The sequence below is a fragment of the Paenibacillus sp. RS8 genome (assembly GCF_041956825.1).
In the GTDB taxonomy this organism is placed as follows: Bacteria; Bacillota; Bacilli; order Paenibacillales; family Paenibacillaceae; genus Paenibacillus_AQ.
The window spans coordinates 4,518,508-4,537,865 of record NZ_CP168131.1 but is presented as its reverse complement, the minus strand read 5'-3'; the positions used below and the strand labels follow the sequence as shown (position 1 = coordinate 4,537,865).

General features: G+C 44.2%; 15 protein-coding genes and 1 pseudogene. 4 read left to right on the top strand and 12 right to left on the bottom strand.

Annotated elements, in window-relative coordinates; genetic code table 11:
* Nucleotides 1-47: 47 nt before the first annotated feature.
* On the bottom strand, nt 48-1,118 hold the full coding sequence (locus tag ACDZ28_RS21400) for an ABC transporter substrate-binding protein (protein ID WP_042126915.1): 1,071 nt from the start codon (nt 1,116-1,118) through the stop codon (nt 48-50).
* 324 nt (nt 1,119-1,442) lie between these two features.
* Between ACDZ28_RS21400 and ACDZ28_RS21395 the strand changes: the two genes are divergently transcribed.
* On the top strand, nt 1,443-2,378 hold the full coding sequence (locus ACDZ28_RS21395) for a C40 family peptidase (RefSeq protein ID WP_042126914.1): 936 nt from the start codon (nt 1,443-1,445) through the stop codon (nt 2,376-2,378).
* 96 nt (nt 2,379-2,474) lie between these two features.
* Here the strand turns inward: ACDZ28_RS21395 and ACDZ28_RS21390 are convergent, their stop codons facing one another.
* Nucleotides 2,475-5,201, bottom strand: a complete 2,727-nt coding sequence (locus ACDZ28_RS21390) for a calcium-translocating P-type ATPase, SERCA-type (RefSeq protein ID WP_375102706.1) — start codon at nt 5,199-5,201, stop codon at nt 2,475-2,477.
* An 833-nt stretch (nt 5,202-6,034) separates the two neighbouring features.
* Between ACDZ28_RS21390 and ACDZ28_RS21385 the strand changes: the two are divergent.
* Both ACDZ28_RS21385 and ACDZ28_RS21380 read left to right on the top strand, forming a co-directional pair.
* Nucleotides 6,035-6,268 (top strand): annotated as a pseudogene (locus tag ACDZ28_RS21385) (cation/H(+) antiporter); the annotation flags it as partial.
* A 102-nt stretch (nt 6,269-6,370) separates the two neighbouring features.
* Nucleotides 6,371-7,228: a YitT family protein gene (locus ACDZ28_RS21380; RefSeq protein WP_339290672.1), complete on the top strand. Its 858-nt coding sequence runs from the start codon at nt 6,371-6,373 to the stop codon at nt 7,226-7,228.
* Nucleotides 7,229-7,704: 476 nt separating this feature from the next.
* Here the strand turns inward: ACDZ28_RS21380 and ACDZ28_RS21375 are convergent, their stop codons facing one another.
* The 4 genes from ACDZ28_RS21375 to ACDZ28_RS21360 all read right to left on the bottom strand — a co-directional run bounded on the left by ACDZ28_RS21375 (nt 7,705) and on the right by ACDZ28_RS21360 (nt 12,852).
* Nucleotides 7,705-7,992, bottom strand: coding sequence for a stage VI sporulation protein F (locus tag ACDZ28_RS21375; protein WP_042126904.1), 288 nt, complete (start codon nt 7,990-7,992; stop codon nt 7,705-7,707).
* Nucleotides 7,993-8,058: 66 nt separating this feature from the next.
* A complete protein-coding gene (recG, locus tag ACDZ28_RS21370) occupies nt 8,059-10,110 on the bottom strand; it encodes an ATP-dependent DNA helicase RecG (RefSeq protein ID WP_042126901.1) in 2,052 nt (683 codons plus the stop codon).
* Between the two features lie 9 nt (nt 10,111-10,119).
* Entirely contained in the window at nt 10,120-10,983 is an 864-nt protein-coding gene (locus tag ACDZ28_RS21365) for a DegV family protein (protein WP_042126899.1), read from the bottom strand.
* A gap of 84 nt (nt 10,984-11,067) precedes the next feature.
* Nucleotides 11,068-12,852: a DAK2 domain-containing protein gene (locus ACDZ28_RS21360; RefSeq protein ID WP_042126898.1), complete on the bottom strand. Its 1,785-nt coding sequence runs from the start codon at nt 12,850-12,852 to the stop codon at nt 11,068-11,070.
* Between the two features lie 190 nt (nt 12,853-13,042).
* On the opposite strand from ACDZ28_RS21360, the gene rpmB reads away from it, so the two are divergent.
* Entirely contained in the window at nt 13,043-13,231 is a 189-nt protein-coding gene (gene rpmB / locus ACDZ28_RS21355; protein ID WP_036686205.1) for a 50S ribosomal protein L28, read from the top strand.
* A 102-nt stretch (nt 13,232-13,333) separates the two neighbouring features.
* Here rpmB and spoVM read toward each other — a convergent pair whose 3' ends face one another.
* The 6 genes from spoVM to rlmN all read right to left on the bottom strand — a co-directional run bounded on the left by spoVM (nt 13,334) and on the right by rlmN (nt 19,354).
* The gene (gene spoVM, locus ACDZ28_RS21350; protein ID WP_020431362.1) at nt 13,334-13,414 is read right to left on the bottom strand and encodes a stage V sporulation protein SpoVM; all 81 of its coding nucleotides are present in this window, start codon (nt 13,412-13,414) and stop codon (nt 13,334-13,336) included.
* A gap of 178 nt (nt 13,415-13,592) precedes the next feature.
* Nucleotides 13,593-14,258, bottom strand: a complete 666-nt coding sequence (gene rpe, locus ACDZ28_RS21345) for a ribulose-phosphate 3-epimerase (protein ID WP_042126895.1) — start codon at nt 14,256-14,258, stop codon at nt 13,593-13,595.
* A gap of 3 nt (nt 14,259-14,261) precedes the next feature.
* Nucleotides 14,262-15,167, bottom strand: coding sequence for a ribosome small subunit-dependent GTPase A (rsgA, locus tag ACDZ28_RS21340; protein ID WP_076117609.1), 906 nt, complete (start codon nt 15,165-15,167; stop codon nt 14,262-14,264).
* A 99-nt stretch (nt 15,168-15,266) separates the two neighbouring features.
* The gene (gene pknB / locus ACDZ28_RS21335) at nt 15,267-17,534 is read right to left on the bottom strand and encodes a Stk1 family PASTA domain-containing Ser/Thr kinase (RefSeq protein WP_375102705.1); all 2,268 of its coding nucleotides are present in this window, start codon (nt 17,532-17,534) and stop codon (nt 15,267-15,269) included.
* Nucleotides 17,534-18,307, bottom strand: a complete 774-nt coding sequence (locus ACDZ28_RS21330; protein WP_042126889.1) for a Stp1/IreP family PP2C-type Ser/Thr phosphatase — start codon at nt 18,305-18,307, stop codon at nt 17,534-17,536. The genes pknB and ACDZ28_RS21330 overlap by 1 nt, the downstream gene beginning before the upstream one ends.
* Nucleotides 18,308-18,313: 6 nt before the next feature.
* On the bottom strand, nt 18,314-19,354 hold the full coding sequence (gene rlmN / locus ACDZ28_RS21325; RefSeq protein WP_042126887.1) for a 23S rRNA (adenine(2503)-C(2))-methyltransferase RlmN: 1,041 nt from the start codon (nt 19,352-19,354) through the stop codon (nt 18,314-18,316).
* Nucleotides 19,355-19,358 lie beyond the last annotated feature (4 nt).

Here is a 19,358-nt window from a genome sequence, read left to right as displayed (position 1 = left end):
TTCAAGCGGCAAGGGGCGTCCTTACGGAATCGCCCCAATATAATGTCTTATTGAATAATATTGTTAGCTTGATCGGCTACTTCTGCTTTCATTGCATCTGTTACTTCTATGCCTTGTGCAGCAGCAGCTTTGAGGTTTAGGATAAGATCTAGTTTTTCTTGCATTGTAACCTTCATATCTCCTGGTTTTTTACCATTTTTCAGAATATCCACTGCCATTTGTCCAACTTGGTAACCATGATCGAAGTATTTGAAGCCCACGGTAGCAAATGCGCCTTTTTCAACGGTATCTCGATCACTGGAGAAGAACGGAATTTTCTTATCATTAGCCGTTTGAATAATGGTATCCACAGCACTCACTACAGTGTTATCCAAAGTGATGTAGAATGCATCTACACGACCAGCAAGTGACTCAGCAGCTTGCTTAACTTCAGAAGTATTCGTGATAGCTGCCTTCACAAGTTCAATACCATGTTTATCCAGCTCTTTCTTGGCAATATCCGCCATAATTACAGCATTCGGTTCACCTTCATTGATAACAATGCCGAGCTTCTTCACATTAGGAAATTGAGTAGCGATGAATTGCATTAATCTATTGATAGCTTCAGGATTCGTATCAGATACACCAGAGACATTGCCACCAGGATGCTCAAGATCAGTAACGATTTTTGCATCGATAGGATCAGTCACCGCTGCGAACAGAATCGGAGTATCCTTACTTGATTTGCTAAGCGCTTGAACAACGGATTGAGCGGAAGGTGTCGCAATCGCCAATACCAAATCATTCGTGTCTGCGGCAATCTTTTGAGCAATTGACAAGTTATTCGCTTGGTCAGCTTGAGCATTCTCAAGATCAACCTTCAAGTTCTCTCCTTCAACAAGTCCTGCATCCTTCAAAGCAGCGAGAATTCCTTCGCGTGTAGCATCAAGTGACGGATGTTCTACATATTGCGAAATTGCGATTTTGTAAGTTTTAGAATCTGCGGTTCCAGCATTTGTTGACTTATTTCCGGTGTTTGTTGCATTGCCTGAGTCTACTGCAGCATTATTGTTACCACAGCCAGCAGCTACCAGCATGAAGCATAAGCTTAAACCCGCCAAAATGTTTCTCTTTTTCATTAAAGTACCCCATTTCATTAGATTATTAACGCGTGCATCAAAGTGAGCGACTCAGCATTATCACTTTTATCGATAAAAGCATTAAAGCATAAGCTTACACGTACCTCACAATAATGATAGAAATCTATTAAACCTATATTATATGGAGGTTGTTTATCCGTCAATCACTTATCCAACTTCCATAGATTACAAATTTTATAGCGCATTACTCACCAATATAGGAAGGACTTGGTTGTGTCTTACAGTGATTGCCTTGAGCCGCATTACATAAAAAAAAGTCCCCTGCACAAACTTAACCTACAGTTTGAATATGGAGCGTGTCATATGCCTGGTAACCACAAAAAAATACTGTCCACTGCTACTGTATTGCTTGCTGTTGTTTTATCAAGTACTGCGTGTAGTTACTCATCACAATCACAAAAACCCAAGATAAACGCTGTAACACCTGATGGCATGCAAGCCTCTAGTTATTATGAAAAGTCCTCCATCACAGATGCTCAAGGAAAGTACTGGATTCCACTCAAACCTGCAATTGCTTCACTCGGATATCGAATGAAAGATGATGCTACTCATGGAGGATACACCAAGATTGGCTACAGTGATGTTATGTATATGCTACGTCCTGGCTCTACTCAGGTCTTCTCCTTAGGTGAAAAAATCACGCTACCTCAGGCACCTAGACGACAAGAAGGACAAATCTATATCACACCTTTAGCATTATCTAAATTTCTTCAAACAGAAGTGGGTTGGAATCCACAGTCTGGGGAAATCAACATCGCCACACCGACCGATCATGAAAGTATTATAAAATCACCATCTGCTAAAACAAAGAATGGATCTAAACCCATTCGCATCCAAAGTATTTCTGAAGCTGACAAGAAGGAATTAGTTTCTTTTGCCAAAAAATTCTTGGGTGTGCCTTATGAATTCGGCACCGGACCTTATGAAGAAACCAAGAAATTTGATTGCTCTTCTTTTACAAGGCATGTATTCAAAAAATTCGGAGTAAACTTACCACGCCTAGCCAAGGATCAAGATAATTTAGGTAATCGCGTTCAACGCAGTGCACTAGATGTGGGCGATCTGATCTTCTTCACTGTCCCAGGTCGCTTTGAAAGTGACGCTATCCCTGGACATGTCGGTATTTACATTGGGGATGGGAAATTCATTCACACATGGGGAGATCCCGGGGTTCAGATCAGTGAGCTCGACTCAGGGTATTGGAGCAACGTAATCCTGCATATGCAGCGCATTCTGTAATCCACATTTACAGCCAAAAGGCCACATATTGAGAAAGCCTGAATCCTCCGTTCTGGAGGGTTCAGGCTTTTTTTGTTGCAACAAAAAGTGGAATTTTTAGTCCCAGTTCTTGCCTCTACCGCTTAAACGTACAAACAGTTTTACAAGCTCTACGATCAATATAATCGCCAATGCTGCAGCAACTACGATTCCCCACTGTGATCCGCTTAAATGCGAGACACCAAACCAATCATTCAGTCCAGGGATGATGATTACCAGCACCAACATTAATGTAGAGATCAGTGATGCCCACAGCATATACCGGTTGCTGAACCAGCCAATCTGAAACAGCGATTTCGTATTGGATCTGACGTTAAACGCATGAGAAATTTGCAGTAATCCTAATGTGGCGAATGCCATTGTAACCGCAATTCCCTCATTGTAATGCGTATGTGCCCATTGGTACACGAACAGTGTAAGCGCAGCCTCTAATATACCCTGGTAGATGATCCCGATTCCCACACCACCAGCAAAGATACTGCTGCTGGCTTTTCGTGGTTTTTTTGACATCAGATCGTCCCCCGCTTTTTCAAGCCCTAGGGCAAGCGCAGGTAGGGTGTCAGTAACAAGATTAATCCACAGGATATGAATCGGCTCGAGAATACGCCAACCGATCATTGTCGCAATGAATAGCGTAAGAACCTCACCAAGATTGGCGGAGAGCAGGAACTGGATTGCCTTACGGATATTGCTATATACTTTCCGTCCTTCTTCAACAGCAACAACTATGGTCGTGAAGTTATCATCTGCGAGCACCATGTCGGAGACGCCCTTAGCCACATCTGTTCCCGTGATTCCCATTCCCACACCGATATCTGATGACTTAAGCGCAGGAGCATCATTCACTCCATCACCAGTCATGGCAACAATCTTTCCTTTTTTTCTCCACGCCTTCACAATCCGGACTTTATGTTCAGGAGATACCCGTGCATAAACCGAATAATCAGTGACTTTCTCAGCAAATTCCTCTTCACTAAATTTATCCAGCTCACTACCAGTTAATACACCTGTTTCATCTTCGATAATCCCTAATCTTTTGGCTATGGCCGCTGCTGTATCTCGATGATCTCCTGTAATCATTACAGGTCTTATCCCTGCTTTTCTACAGATGGCTACCGCATCCCGCACTTCCTCACGCGGCGGATCAATCATACCGACTAAACCGATAAATACTAGTTCTTTCTCTGTAGTATCCGGTGAGATATTGGACGGTAGCTGCTCTTCATCTCTGTAAGCAAATGCCAAAACCCGGAGTGCATCGTTCGCAAGCATTTTATTACTTTCCATGATTTGTCGTGAATGTTCCTCTTTAAAAGGGACGATTTCTCCATCCACAAAGATATGGCTGCATTTGGATAAAAGTACATCTGGAGCACCTTTCGTTAGTACACGATAACGCCCATTTTCAACTTCATGAATCGTCGTCATCAACTTGCGATCGGAGTCAAATGGCAGTTCGTTTTTACGCGGGAATTTCTTTTCTAAATCCCTTTTGTCAGTACCAATACTGAGTGCGTAGTCCACTAATGCAGTTTCCGTGGGATCGCCAATAATCGCTTTACCACTCTTGGTTTGCGGGTCCTTGGCTCCTTCATTCCCTCCAGAATCCTTAGGAGACTTCCCTTCGTCAATACTGGAATCATTACAAAGCGTCATGGCCTGAAGCAGAAGTTCGCCGCCTGGCGTCCCCTCAAGCCCTTCTGCAGCTTCTTTCGTAGTTCCATTGACATGCACTTTTTCGACAGTCATCTTGTTCAGTGTCAATGTACCGGTCTTGTCAGAGCATATAATTTCGGTGCTTCCAAGCGTCTCTACAGCGGGGAGCTTGCGAATGATCGCTTTACGTTTAGCCATCCGCTGCACTCCGAGTGCTAAGATAATGGTAACAATGGCTGGCAGCCCTTCAGGAATCGCCGCTACTGCAAGTGAGATTGAGGTGAGAAGCATATCCAGCAGTTCTCTACCCTCAAATATGCCGACGGCAAAGATGACTACACAAACACCAAGAATAATAAAAGTAAAATATTTTCCTAGTTCGTCCAGTTTCTTTTGCAGCGGTGTGACATCATTCTCTTCTTCCGAGATAAATCCGGCGATCCTGCCGACTTCAGTCTGCATTCCTGTAGATGTGACTACACCAACCGCTCTACCGTAAGTTACATTACTGCTCATATAAGCCATATTGGTACGATCCCCGATAACAATATCGCTTCCCTCAAGCACACCTACCTTTTTTTCTGAAGGTAATGATTCTCCGGTTAATGCGGCCTCCTCTGTTTTCAAAGAAGCAGCTTCTAACAGCCTAATATCTGCCGGAACCACGTTTCCAGCTTCCAGTAATACGATATCCCCTGGCACGAGGTCTTCACTTTTAATCTCAGAGACCTGACCTCCACGCCGCACCCTGGCATGCGGAGAGGACATACTTTTTAGGGCATCTAAAGCTTGCTCTGCTTTATTTTCCTGAATAACGCCAAGCACCGCATTCAGGACTACTACTAACAAAATAATGATTGTATCTGTCCATTCTCCCAAAATCCCAGACAATACAGCTGCCACGAGCAAAATAAAGATCATGACATTTTTAAATTGCTCAATAAATTTTCCTAACAGTGATTTGGTCTTTGCCTCTTGAAGTACGTTCTTCCCATACTTCTCCTGAAGTTTAGCGGCTTCACCGGAAGACAAGCCATCTTTCCGAGTTTCCAGCCTTTTGAGCACTTCTTCCTCGCTCAGTGTATGAAAAGGAACCTGACCCTGCGATTTTGTTTCATTTGAATTCAAGACCATTGCCTCCTTCCGGGATTGAGATTCTGGTAAAACCTCTCATATGAGTCTTACCCAAAAAAGGCATGGTGATTCTAGAACGTTATGTACATTTTTAGAAATTCGGTTGTTCAGACTTCAAGCTCTATTACATGTAGCTCCAAACGATTGCCATCATCAAACTGGAACGTAACAAAATAACTGGTCGCTGCTCACAAATCGATGCATTTTTCGAATAGAATGATCATATAGGACTGCGCTAGAAAAAACCGTTAAAATCGCGCGATTTGCTCAAATTTATCCCTGCTGACTTAAACTTGATAATAAAAGATATATTTACTGCAAATTACTTCAATTATCCCCGTCAGTTTCTTATTTTCTTTACCTTTTAAAGAAGATTTTTCACAAAAAATTTGGATTCATGTAAAAAGGTATGTTATGCTTTTTATACTATATGCAGTTGGGAGGTTTTATTTTAGTGCAATATATAGCGCGTATGTTCTTACTTTGGCTTCTTCGGATCTTTTTGGTTTTGGGTTTGATTTCCTCATTTCCAATCACTTGGTCTGGAAGCTTAACGACTACAAAACAAGAACATACAACTCCCGAAATTGAACACTATGAACGCAAATCTATACCTCCTGTGCGGACAGCTCCCAAAATCATTCCACAAATTGGAGCTATCAAAATAATTGAACAGTGGGGACAGCGCTCCATAGCATTAACCGCAATGCTCCCTTTACTTTCAATTATATTTCGTCCGGTAATTTATAAATTCATGCTTCGACTGCGGCTGTACGTGCTAAAATTCACTTCTCATTTCGTGAATATTACACGACTACATTTATTGTGATTTCTCTGGGGCTATCTTCTTCTTTAGCTTCGGACTGACAATAGATCCACTCACCTTGGGTATTGAGGCGCTCTGTTTCTCTCTCGCAGCAGTCATTGTTACACTAATCAGGAACTTTGTCGCAGGCGTGTTAGCCGGGCGCAGTGCCGGTCTCAGCCCGCGTGCTTCATCCTTTATCTTCGGACCCCTTCTAACGAAGGAATCTAAATGGATAATAAAATATTGGATATAATATTCAAATTCGAGAAACGATATGCTGCAAAAATGTCCAAAAAGACTGTCGTAGCATGCAAACATGAATAAAGTTGTTTCCCCTGTTAAAGGAGGGAAAAAATTGAAAATCAAGACAAAGCAACATCAACAGCTACGTAACAATTCTATATTACGAGTTCTCACTGTTATTGCGGGAGCACTACTTGCCGCTGTAGGATTAGAGTTATTTCTTATACCACATGGGCTTGTGGTTGGAGGAATCACAGGTTTATCAGCATTATTCGCTCATACCACTGAAATGCGGCTTGGATTGTTTCTGTTTCTATTCAATCTCCCTTTTATATTTATGTCTCGAAAGCAAGTGAATGTTCGCTTTGCGCTGTATACCGTTCTAGGATTAACTTGCTTGACCATTGCTTCACTTGCTCTTCACCGTTTTCCTGCAGTCATTAGCGATCCTTTACCTGCTGCAATGGCAGGCGGGATCTGTTTAGGGCTTGGTATCGGAATATCTGTCCGATTCGGTGGTTTGAACAAACATGCCAGTGACCAAGGATATTCACTTCTGAGCGGCGGACCGCCAAAGTCAACCGAAATCGTCATCATGATTCTGAACTGTGCTATCTTGCTTATTGCAGGCACCTTATTTGGCTGGGAGCAAGCAATGTACTCCATTCTGGCTTACTTATTAGCCTTCGAAGGTGTGAGATTCTCACTCCGAGGGTTATCCGCTTCTCGCGCTGCATGGATTACCAGCAGTCGTTGTATGGATATCCAAGAAGCGCTCGAAGCTTCACTAGGTCGAGAAGTTGGGCTTGCTGAAGGCTCAGGGGAAAATGGAGAGTTTAGTACATTATTCTGTCTGATCAACAGAATGGAAGAACATCAGCTGCGGACGATCGTCCTTGATTGTGATCCCGACAGCCAAATTGTGTTCAAATCAGCTACTGTTGATCAAAGACAGGTTAACCAGCACTAATAACATATAGTGCTATTCGATAAGTTTATCTTCTTTGTTCGAAGACAGCCTTTATTATTCTAAGAGCCGCGTAAGTGAAGAAGCGCTTCCCAATAACCTGAGAAGCGCTTCTTTTTATGTTTTAGGCTGGGTTGGATACCGGATCGGGTTCTCATATACAATTAGGGAAAATCTCCCTATAATTCAGCCATTATTGCTCACCAGATCAATAATTAGGGAATTCCTCCCTATAATTCACCTAATTTGGTGATATTTATAGATATTACTCCGATTTATAGGGAGAAATTCCCTGATTTAATTCATTTTGAGCAATTATCGGCTAATTTCAGGGAGCTTTTCCCTAATTACTCTCAAGACTTTAGCAGCAAAAAAAGAAACTGCCCATAAGTAGCATTCACTACTTTTGAGACAGCTTCTCCTCCTTTAGTAAGCTGGGGATCAACCTCAAATCCACCCTATACTCGTTAGTGACTTTCCTAACGGAACATTCCCCACAAACGGATCAAATGGAAGGTGTTGTTCGGATCAATTTTCTGAGCGATTATAAATTTCACAATTTGGTCTTCCTGCGTCGAGGTCAATTTCTCGCTCAGTACACCTGACGCATTCCGTACCAGCCTGCGGACAACCGCCGGGTCCTGTAACTCCTGTTTCGAGATGCCGTTAATCATATTTTTGATACGATCTTTGACAGTCGAATTTTTCATCTTCAGCTTGATGCGTTCCACGAGCTGAGGGCTAATTCCGAATTGTTGATAACCCAAGTGTAGCACCTCCCGTCATATCCAATCTTTCACAGTATATGAGGCTGAGGTGCTAGATGTGCCTACTTAGTCAATTAATTCCCCTTGGAATATTTGCTCACCTTGTAAATAAAGCCGTAGCGGAGCATATTCAGGAGATGTCCAGAACTTCTCATCCTTAAGCAGTTCAGCCACATCATCACGCGCCTGCTCCAGCACTTCAAAATCAGCCGTCATATCCGCAAGGCGGAACTCTGGTAATCCACTCTGCTTAGTTCCAAAAAAGTCACCAGGACCTCGCAGCTCCAAATCTCTCCGAGAAATCTCAAATCCATCATCTGTATCGGTCATCGCAGTCATTCGTTCACGCCCGATTTCAGATTTCGGATCAGCTACCAGTACGCAATAAGAGGCATGCTGCCCTCTACCAACCCGTCCACGCAGCTGGTGTAGCTGAGATAATCCGAACCGGTCTGCATCCATAATAATCATCAGCGTGGCATTAGGGACGTCTACGCCCACCTCTACAACTGTTGTAGACACTAGGAGCTGCAATTCATTGTTATAGAATGCTCTCATCACTTCATCTTTTTCAGCAGGAGACATTTTCCCATGCAAGAGACCAACTTTATAGTTAGGAAAAGCTTGGCTCATCTGAATATGCAAATCAATTGCATTTTGCACATCCAGTTTTTCCGATTCTTCAATGAGCGGACAGATTAGATAAGCTTGGCGTCCCAGCTCTATTTCACGCTTAATCAGATTCAAGACACGATCCATGAGATCATGCTTGACCCAATAACTGGTTATTGGCACTCGGCCTTTCGGTCTTTCCGATAGAGTAGAAACATCCATATCTCCAAAAACTGAGATCGCAAGTGTACGCGGAATAGGCGTTGCAGTCATCGTAAGTACGTCCGGATTATATCCTTTACGCCGCAATACACCTCTCTGGTTTACACCAAACCGATGCTGCTCGTCCGTTACTACGAGACCCAGATCACGGAAAAATACATCCTCCTGAATCAAAGCATGCGTACCTACAACGATATCGAGCATCCCCATTTGTAGAGAAGCTAGCAATTCTTTACGTTTCCGTCCAGTTACACTACCTGTCAAGAGCCCAACCGTAATTCCAAACGGCTCAAACATCTTTGTGAGAGAGCGCATATGCTGCTCCGCTAATATCTCAGTAGGCACCATAAGCGCCCCCTGAAAACCGGATCGTACGGTAGCAAAAAGCGCCACGGCCGCTAGCACCGTTTTACCAGAACCCACATCACCTTGTAGCAGACGATTCATACAATATGGCGATCGCAGGTCATGTAAAATCTCCAGCTCCACACGTTTCTGAGCATCTGTAAGCTCAAAAGGTAAGCTGCGAACAAACTGACGAACGGTTGCGTTATCCACAGTATGAACTACACCATCCATCCTACCGCGATTGAGTACCCGGAATGCCTGCATCTTCAACTGGAACAGAAATAACTCCTCATACACCATCCTGCGGCGTCCCTGCTGGCCTTCACGTGTGTCCTCTGGCCTATGAATGGTAGCAATCGCCCGTTTACGGGGCATAAAATCATATTGCCGCATAATAGAATGCGGTAGTATTTCGGGAATTAGATCTCCATATTGCTGAAGTGCCTGATTAATACTTTTCCGGATCCAAGACTGCGTTATCTTGCCACCGACAGAATAAACAGGCTGCAGTGTTCCTGTCTTCCCTTCCCCGCGATCGGGGAATTCATAATCCGTCACTGTAATTTGATTTCGCTTCTGGTCCCATTTACCTGTGAGTACAATTTCTCTCCCCACAGTAAGCTGCTCTCGCACGTAATGACGATTAAACCATGTTGCAGTGAACATCCAAGGCTCCGCAACCATTTTACAACTTAGTCGTGATTTGCCTCCAAAACGCTGCAGCACAGGGATACCGATCACTTTAGCCTCTGTAGTCACTTTATCCCCATGTTTGGTTTCACTCAGCGATCGTGGTCGATAATCCTCGTAACGGAACGGATAATATTCTAATAAATCCTTTACCGTAAAGACGCCAAAGGCGTGAAGCTCGCTTTGCTTTTGAGCACTCACGCCAGTTATGTTTTTTACTTCAATTTGATTTAATGACAGTGTCATATCCATCCCTCATTTTGCAGGCCAAATGAATACAGCTAACGTACCGTTTCCGACATGGCTACCCACGACAGGGCCAACGTTCGTCAGCACTTTCTCTTCTAATGTGAAGTGTCCTGACAGTTCTTGCAAGAACTCTTCACCGGAAGCCGGTTCAGCCGTATGACCCACGGCCACATTGATTTTGTCTACGCCTTGAATATCCTTCTTGAACAGTTCAATCATACGGGCAATTGCTTTCTTACGGCCTCTAACTTTCTCCACTGCATAAATTATTCCTTCTGCATCAATAGACAGGATCGGTTTAATATTAAGAAGCGTTCCCAGAATGGCCGAGGCTTTTCCAATTCTCCCGCCTTTTTGTAAATATTCAAGTGTATCTACCAAGAAGTAAAGCTTGCGCGATTGGCGTAAACTCTCTACAGCTTCAAGAATCTCTTCTGGACTCTTGTCCTCTGCAGCCAATCTGGCGGCTTCCACCACCATAAATCCAAAACCATAAGAAGCGGAGAGAGAATCAACCACTGTGATTCCTTCTCCCTCTTCCTCCAACATCGATTTAGCTAAAAGTGCAGATTGGTACGTACCGCTCAGTCCTGAAGAAATATGAAACGAAAGAATAGGACTTCCCGGATAACGTACCAGAATATCACGGTACACATTCATGTATTCAACCGGTGAAGGTTGAGAAGTAGTCGGCAACTGTGACGAGCGGGGAAGGCGCTCATAGAACTGCTCCGGAGTCATATCCAGATTGTCCCGGAAAGCCTCTTCGCCGAACATTAAGGTCAAAGGGACGACCTCAATGCCATACGTTTCCGCCATTGCTGGCGGGATATCAGATGTGCTGTCGGTGACGATGATGGTACGATTCATGGATTATCTCCCCCATACTATAATTTTGCCAACTACGTAATTAACAGATTGCCCTTGATCAATTATAGAGCCCTCAGCAACTAACTATGGCTCTACGGAGAAAAGATAATAATAAAGGGGTTGGCCACCCTCATGAATCTCTACTTCCACATTAGGGTAAGTCTCTTCCAGCCACTCACTTAATGAATCTGTGACCTCAGAATCGGTCTCAGCTCCAATAAGGATCGTAACAATTTCATCACCATTCTCAAGCATATTGGACAGCAGTGCCTGACTTGCAGCCAAGAGATCATCTGCGGCCGCGACAATTTTAGAGTTAGAAATCCCGATAAATTGTCCGGATTTAATCTCCAGATCATCGAAGCTTGTGTCACGGACAGCATTCGTTACTTGTCCAGATTTAACATGAGTAATTGCTTCTAGCATATTCCCTGAATTAGTCTCCACGGAATCCTCTTCTTGGAATGCGAAGGCTGCAGCAATGCCTTGGGGAATGCTTTTACTTGGAATAACTGTAATCTCACGTTCGCCCTCCAAGAGATCTTTAGCTTGCTGAGCGGCAAGCACAATGTTGGAGTTATTCGGAAGAATGTAAACATGCTTAGCAGATATAGAAGAAATCGCGTTCACGAAATCCTCTGTACTAGGATTCATAGTCTGACCTCCAGCAAGGACAACGTCCACACCGAGGCTCTTGAAAATATCGGCAATCCCAGCGCCTGATGATACTGCGATGAAGCCGTAAGGGGCTAAATCATCTGCTGGTGGTTCAGCTGGAGATGAATGTACTCGACTCTTCTCATCCGGCATATCAGCAAAAACATCTGGCATAGGTGCAATATCCATGCCTGCGGTTAGCAAGTCACGGTGTTGCTCACGCATGTTAAGAATGTGAATCTGCGTAATCTCCCCATAGAGGAGCGCCAGATTCAAGACTTCACCTGGAGACTTGGAATGCACATGCACTTTAATCGTTTCATCGTCCGAAATTACAATGATGGAATCACCATTTACTGACAACGCTTTCCTAAAGGTTTCCTCATCAAAATCCGTTCTCACGTTGCCGCCTAACTGACGATTAATGAAGAACTCCATATCATATAGAAATTCTATGTCCTCTGTAGAAAGCTGAGATTGCGCAGAAGACTGTACAGAAGACAGTTCACTTTCAGGTTTCTTTAACACCGGTATAGATGCTGGCACAACTGGTGCCTGAGGTTGTCCTTTTACAGGTTCAGACACACTGGAGCTTCCGCTCGTTAGATGCTGATGAAACCCTTCATAAATGTAGACCAGACCTTGACCGCCAGAATCTACTACACCGACTTGCTTCAAGACAGGCAATTGTTCAGGTGTATAGGCTAAGGCTTCTTTTGCTTTGGCCAATACCTCTGTCATAAGCTCTGTAACATCCGTGGTTCGGCGGGCAAAGTAGACAGCATGTCTTGCAGCCTCTTTAGCCACTGTAAGAATAGTTCCCTCTACAGGCTTCACAACCGCTTTATAGGCTGCGTCCACTCCGTTTTGCAGTGCAGCAGCGAATTGCTGTGTGTTCAGCTCATCATGTTGAGCTGCAGATCTGCTAAAACCTCTGAACAACTGGGACAAAATAACACCGGAGTTCCCCCGAGCGCCCATTAATAAGCCCTTAGAGAGTACACCTGCACATTGACCAACAGACGTAGTATTATTTTTCTTCAATTCATTCGCACCTGCGGTCATCGTCAAATTCATGTTTGTTCCGGTATCTCCGTCTGGAACCGGAAAAACATTTAGGGAATTGACGTGTTCTGCATGCTGTTGCAGCTTATCCGCTCCAGCCAATACCATAGCGGTAAAATCTGTTCCGTTTATAGAACGCTTACTCAATTGAGAATTCCCCTTCCTAACTTCATGCCTAATCATTCTATGATTAACAGGACATAATGCACTAATTTACATTGTACTATAAGTATTAAAAGAAATAAATGTTTTTGAATCGGTTGACGTAGCAAAATTTGCTGTGATATTATAGATAAGTATTGTTTATGCAGGTGTTAGGAATAAGGAGGTGTAATCTATGTCCCGCAAATGTGCAGTAACAGGCAAGAAACCGAGCAGCGGCAACCACGTGTCTCACGCCAATAACCGCAACCGTCGTTCTTGGGGAGTTAACGTTCAGAAGGTCCGTATCCTCGTGAACGGTAAACCAAAACGCGTGTACGTCAGCACCCGTGCTTTGAAAGCCGGTAAAGTTGAACGCGTTTAGTCTTTTGCAATTTTAAAGACCGAGCGATCACTCATATGAAGCAAAAAGCACCCTTTACATTTGTAAGGTGCTTTTTTTCATGTTTGCTGTTCTGTTTCAAGCTCAACTCTTCTGAAATGTGTTCAAAATCGCTTTAACAAAACCTCCTAAAAACCTAGGCAGCTTAAACGTGTAAAATTTCATGGTTTACCCTCCCATCAATTCATGCCGTACGCAGGAGACTTTCTTCTTGTTCTATCGTTAACGTACTGCAGTCCTCCCTGCCAAAACAAAAAAAGGCTACATGAGATTTCTGCTCATGTAACCATATTTATGCGTCAAGGACTTGGCCTATACCTTTAGTCGTAACAGCCTATTTTTTTTAACGAAGTGCCGCTTCCGCTGCTTCACGAATTTCAAGGATGGCTGCAGCACGATCACTCCGGCCAAAAACTGCATTTCCTGCAACCAAAACATCTGCCCCTGCACTGACAACCAATGGAGCTGTAGCTTCCGAAACGCCACCGTCAACTTCAATAAGCAAATTCGGATTGACTTCATTTGCCCATTCTCTAATTTGAGTGATTTTGCGCAAAGTGTTAGGAATGAATGCTTGACCTCCAAAGCCTGGATTGACGGTCATCACGAGAACCATATCCACATCCTCAAGCACCTCACGCACCGCTGATGCCGGAGTGCCAGGATTAATAGCCACTCCTGCCTTAAGACCCAATTCCTTGATCTGATGCACCACACGGTGTAAATGAACGCATGCCTCAGCATGTACAGTGATTACACTAGCGCCTGCGGCAGCAAAATCAGAAATATATCGTTCTGGAGACTCAATCATCAAATGAACATCAAGTGGAAGCTTGGTATGTACCGAGACCGCTTTTACGATGGGTGGACCAAGCGTTATATTCGGAACAAAATGACCGTCCATTACATCCACGTGGATCCAATCTCCACCACTGATCTCAGCTTCTGCAACCTCTGAGCCTAAACTTGCGAAATCGGCTGACAATATAGATGGTGCTATTCGTATCATGACTTAGTACCTCCGCTTTTTATCTTTCATTTCATTAAAAAATAATTTGTAATGCTCGTACCGGCTATCGGCGATTTTCCCAGCTTTCCATGCCTCGATGACTCGACAGCCTGGTTCATGCTGATGACTACATCCACGGAATTTACAATCTCCTGCGTAGTTGGCAAATTCACGGAAACAAGTAGAGAGCTCTTCAACACCAAGCTCAAGAAAATCAAGCTGACTAAACCCAGGGGTATCCGCCACAAAGCCGCCCCCGCCAATATCCATCAGTTCTACATGGCGAGTAGTATGACGGCCACGGCCTAGCCGTAGACTGATCTCGCCTGTCTCCAGCTTAAGTCCTGGAACAATACGATTCAATAAGGTCGACTTTCCTACCCCAGATTGACCCGCAAATACACTGATGCCGCCCGTAAGTCGCTTTCTTAGTTCATCACTGCCTGCTCCTGTAAGCGAGCTTGTAACCATCACTTCATAACCAATGTCCTCATAGAGCTCTTTAACATACTTAGTAGCTTCACCATCATCATTAGCCAAATCCTGTTTGGTCAGAACAATTAAGGGTTCTAGTCCTGAATGCTCAATATGAACCAGAAACTTGTCCAATAGGTTCAGGTTCATATCAGGCTCCCGTACAGAAAATAGCAGAACGGCAAGGCTTACATTCGCTACAGGTGGACGGATTAGCTCAGATTCTCTTGGAAGAAGCTCATCCACCATCCCTTCTCCATGCTCAGTCAGCATATAGATCACGCGATCACCCACTAGGGGAGCGATCCCCTTTTTCTTAAGTATGCCTCTTCCTCTGCATTGGACAGAATCTTCCTCTGCCGCTATTAATCCTTCACGAAGCGGTTTTACGTAATAATACCCGCTTAACGCCTTTACTATTATTCCTTCAGGCATACATAGTGAGCCTTCCTCTCCTGATTTTGCGAAAATGACCCAAGTTTGAAATCCCCGGGTCACTTCGCTGCTACAACTGTTCAAGCACTTCTCCCCTGATTAGTTATCGCTTTTATCTTTAGATTTATTGTTGTTTTTATTATTGTGCTTATCATTATTTTTATTATTGTTCTTGTTGTTGCCATTATTGGTCGATTCATTATTCAGTGAACTGTTAGTAAGGAATCCCGTCTGATTGGCTGATCCAGTATTAGTAGAACCTTCGTTGTCTGAACTTGGAGGCAGGATCTCTGGTTCAATGGTCGGTTCAGCAGTAGGAGTCGGTTCTATTGGTGTCTCAGTCGGCTGCGGAGTGGGAACCGTTGGTGGTTCAGGTTCTTGCACCGTGCCATTCTTCGCATCAATATATGGAATCACATAAGTGTCTAAAAGCACACCGTCCCGGGTAACAATAACTGAACCATCTTTATTCGGAGCAAGCACCAAATTAACGGACAATACTTGACTCTTTCCAATGGTACGCGTTCCCCAATCCTGTTTCTCTCCATTATTCCGCGCATCTACATACTCAATCCGAATTTTGCTCTTTTTCCCGTCCTGTGCAGGAGCTACCGGCACATTAAAGGTATAATTCAGGGCTTCAGGTGGATAACCTGTACTTAAGTAAATCGTAATCGCAGTTCCAGGAGGAACAGGGATACCTTTTTCATAAGCCCAAGTCTTCGTTACTTTACCTTCTTCAACCGTGAAGCTGGATTCTTCTTTTACATCACCAAGTACCAGCTTAGCAGCTTCGAGGGCTGCCTTTGCTTCACTCTCCGTCATACCGATGAGATCAGGCATCGTGACACTTTCTTCCCCTTTGCTGACGTAGAGGATGATTGAAACCGTCTCAGGATCAAACTCGCTGTCAAGGGCTGGGTCTGATTTTACAACCTTACCCACCGCCGTATTTTCATCGAAGAGAGGTTCATTCTTAATTTGAGTCTGGGGTACACCCTTTGCCATCAGCATTTTAACCGCTTCGTCGAAAGTGTAATTCGTTACATCTGGCATCTTAGTTAAAGGTTTCGCCGTATTCACAGTTAGAATTAGGGAGGCTCCCTTTTTCACTTTGGCGTCCTTTTCCCTACTTTGCTTCATGACCACATTCTCTTCGAAATTCGGACTGTAGTCATACAGTATAGGATCAGCAACCTCAAGCCCCAAATCCTCAAGTTCAGTCTTCGCTTGTTCCAGCTGTTTACCGACCACGTATGGAACCGATACTTCAGGAACAACTAATTGGGATTTAACGTACCACACGAGACTGGCCATAGCCAGCAGTAACACTAAAGTTAAACCAATCCATAATGCAGGTTTTGTCCATTGGTTCTTACCTTTTTTCACAGGCACCGGATCGTCATCATCATCTTCATCATTATCCATCCGGTCGTGGCGATGATTACGATTTCCATTGCTTCTTTGGATCGGTTTAATCGCCGGTATCACCCGCGTTCGATCCTCGTCTTCTTCATCGTTAAAAAGAACCTTGGCTTCACTACGCCGCTCAGGCAACAAGCAGGTTTCTAAATCCTGCAGCATTTGCTTTGCAGACTGATAGCGCTCCTCCGGATTCTTACGCATCGATCTCAGAATTACATTCTCGACACTTTGCGGGATAAGTGGATTCAAGAGCCTTGGCTCTTCAAACTCTTCTTGAAGATGTTTTAGAGCTACGCTAATCGGACTCTCCCCTAAGAATGGAAGACTCCCTGTAAGCATTTGATAGAGTACAATCCCTAATGAATAGAGATCGGACTTCTCTCCTGTAGAGACACCTTTTGCATGCTCTGGTGAGAAATAATGCACGGAGCCCACTACAGATCCTGTCTGAGTAATGGTTGTAGATGTAACCGCACGAGCAATACCGAAATCCGTTACCTTCACCCGGCCATTGCGCCCAATCAATATATTATGTGGTTTAATATCCCGATGAATAATTTGATTCTGATGAGCGTGATCGAGGGCATCACAGATTTGTGAAGCGATCCGTACGGATTCGTCAACTTGTAATGGCGCTCGTTCTTTAATAATTTCATTAAGATTCTTGCCCTCAATATATTCCATGACAATATAATGAATTTCGTCTTCTTGTCCTACATCGTAAATACTAACTACATTCGGATGAGACAAAGATGCAGCTGATTGCGCCTCCCGCCTAAAACGGCGGATAAATTCCTCATCATGTACAAATTGATTGCGCAATACTTTAATGGCGACGTTTCTGTTTAAAAGAATGTCATGTGCTCTATAGACGAGCGCCATTCCACCTCCGCCGATCCGTTCGATGACTTGGTAACGGCCGCCCAGTTCGTGACCGATCATCAATCCCACTCCTTTGTTTCGGGCACAGCGGCCTCTCCATGATGTTCTAACAAAGCGACGCTAATATTATCGCCGCCGCCAGCAAGCAGTGCCAACTGAAGTAAGCGGTCCGCTCTTTCCTCTAACGGTATCTCATGTATACCCGCTACCTTGCCCAAATGCTCATTGGTAACAAAATTACTTAAACCATCACTGCACAGAAGCAAAAGTTCCCCGGGTAGCAGAGTAACAGGAGTTAAATCAGCTACCACCTCCGCATCTGTTCCAAGTGCTCTCGTCAGCACATTACGTCGCGGATGATTATCTAATTCCTCCACACTGATCTGACCGTTCTTGAACAGCTCATTGACTAGCGTGTGATCCTCGGTTAATTGAACTGCTGCACTGTCCTTTATTAAATAGGCTCTGCTGTCCCCGATATGGCCAATATAACCACTTGAGCCATTCATTAAGGCAGCAACGACAGTGGTACCCATATTGTGATACTTATCGTCGCTGGAAGCCTCCTTAAAAACAGTGCTGTTAGCTTCCAAAATAGCAGCTGATAACGCATCACGCAGGGCTTCGTCTTGAAGCTCAGGCAGGAGCCCCTCTAGGGTATTCCTCATCGTCTCCAAAGCGAGCCTGCTCGCGGTTTCACCAGCCTGATGTCCACCCATCCCATCGGCAATTATGCCGAGTGTATAACCGTGGCGCGTCGTGCCGATCCAGACCGAATCCTCATTGACAGAGCGCACTCGGCCAATATCGCTGGCATGAACTGTTCTGATCAAATATCCTCACCCCAACTCCATATGTTTGGCGCGCAGCTGTCCGCATGCGGCCGCGATATCATGGCCTTGCTCACGGCGAATGGTAACATTCACACCGTTGTCAGCCAAAATACGTTGAAACTCAAAGATATCATTGCGTGAAGTACGTACATATTTCCGCTCTGGCACGTGGTTTACTGGAATCAAATTGACGTGGCACAGCATGTTTTTAAGCACACCTGCTAATTCCTCAGCATGCTCCGGCTGATCATTCACCCCACCGATCAAAGCATACTCAAAGCTGACACGTCGTCCCGTCTTAGCTTGATAATAACGTAAAGATTCAATCACATCATCAAACGGAAAGCGGCGGTTAACCGGCATTAGCTTTGAACGAAGTTTATCGTTAGGTGCATGAATCGAAATTGCCAAATTTATCTGTGTATCTTCTTCTGCAAATTTATAAATGCTCGGCACAATACCGCTAGTGGAAACAGTAATATGCCGTTGTCCGATATTCAGGCCTTTCTCATGAATCATAAGACGCAAGAATCTCATGGTTGCATCATAGTTCTCAAACGGCTCACCAGTACCCATGATAACAATACTGCTGACACGTTCGCCGCGCGCATCCAAGATCTGTTGAGAACGTACCACTTGGGCTACAATTTCACCTGCAGTCAAATCTCTCTTCAATCCACCAAGCGTAGAGGCGCAGAATGTACAACCGATTCGGCAGCCTACTTGGGTAGTTACACAGACGCTATTACCGTAATTATGTTTCATGATAACTGTCTCAATCGCATGGTCATCATGCAATCCAAACAGGAATTTTACTGTTCCATCTTTCGATTCCATTTTAGTAATCTCAGTGAGCGCTGCAATGGAGAATTGATCATTAAGCTTCTGACGAAGTCCTTTAGACAAATTGCTCATGGCTTCGAAGTCACTTACACGTTTTACATACAACCAATCAAAAATCTGTCCACCACGAAAAGCAGGCTCACCGTTATCTTTCGCCCACTGCTGTAACTCTTCTAAAGAAAAATCATATATTAAAGGTTTCATTATT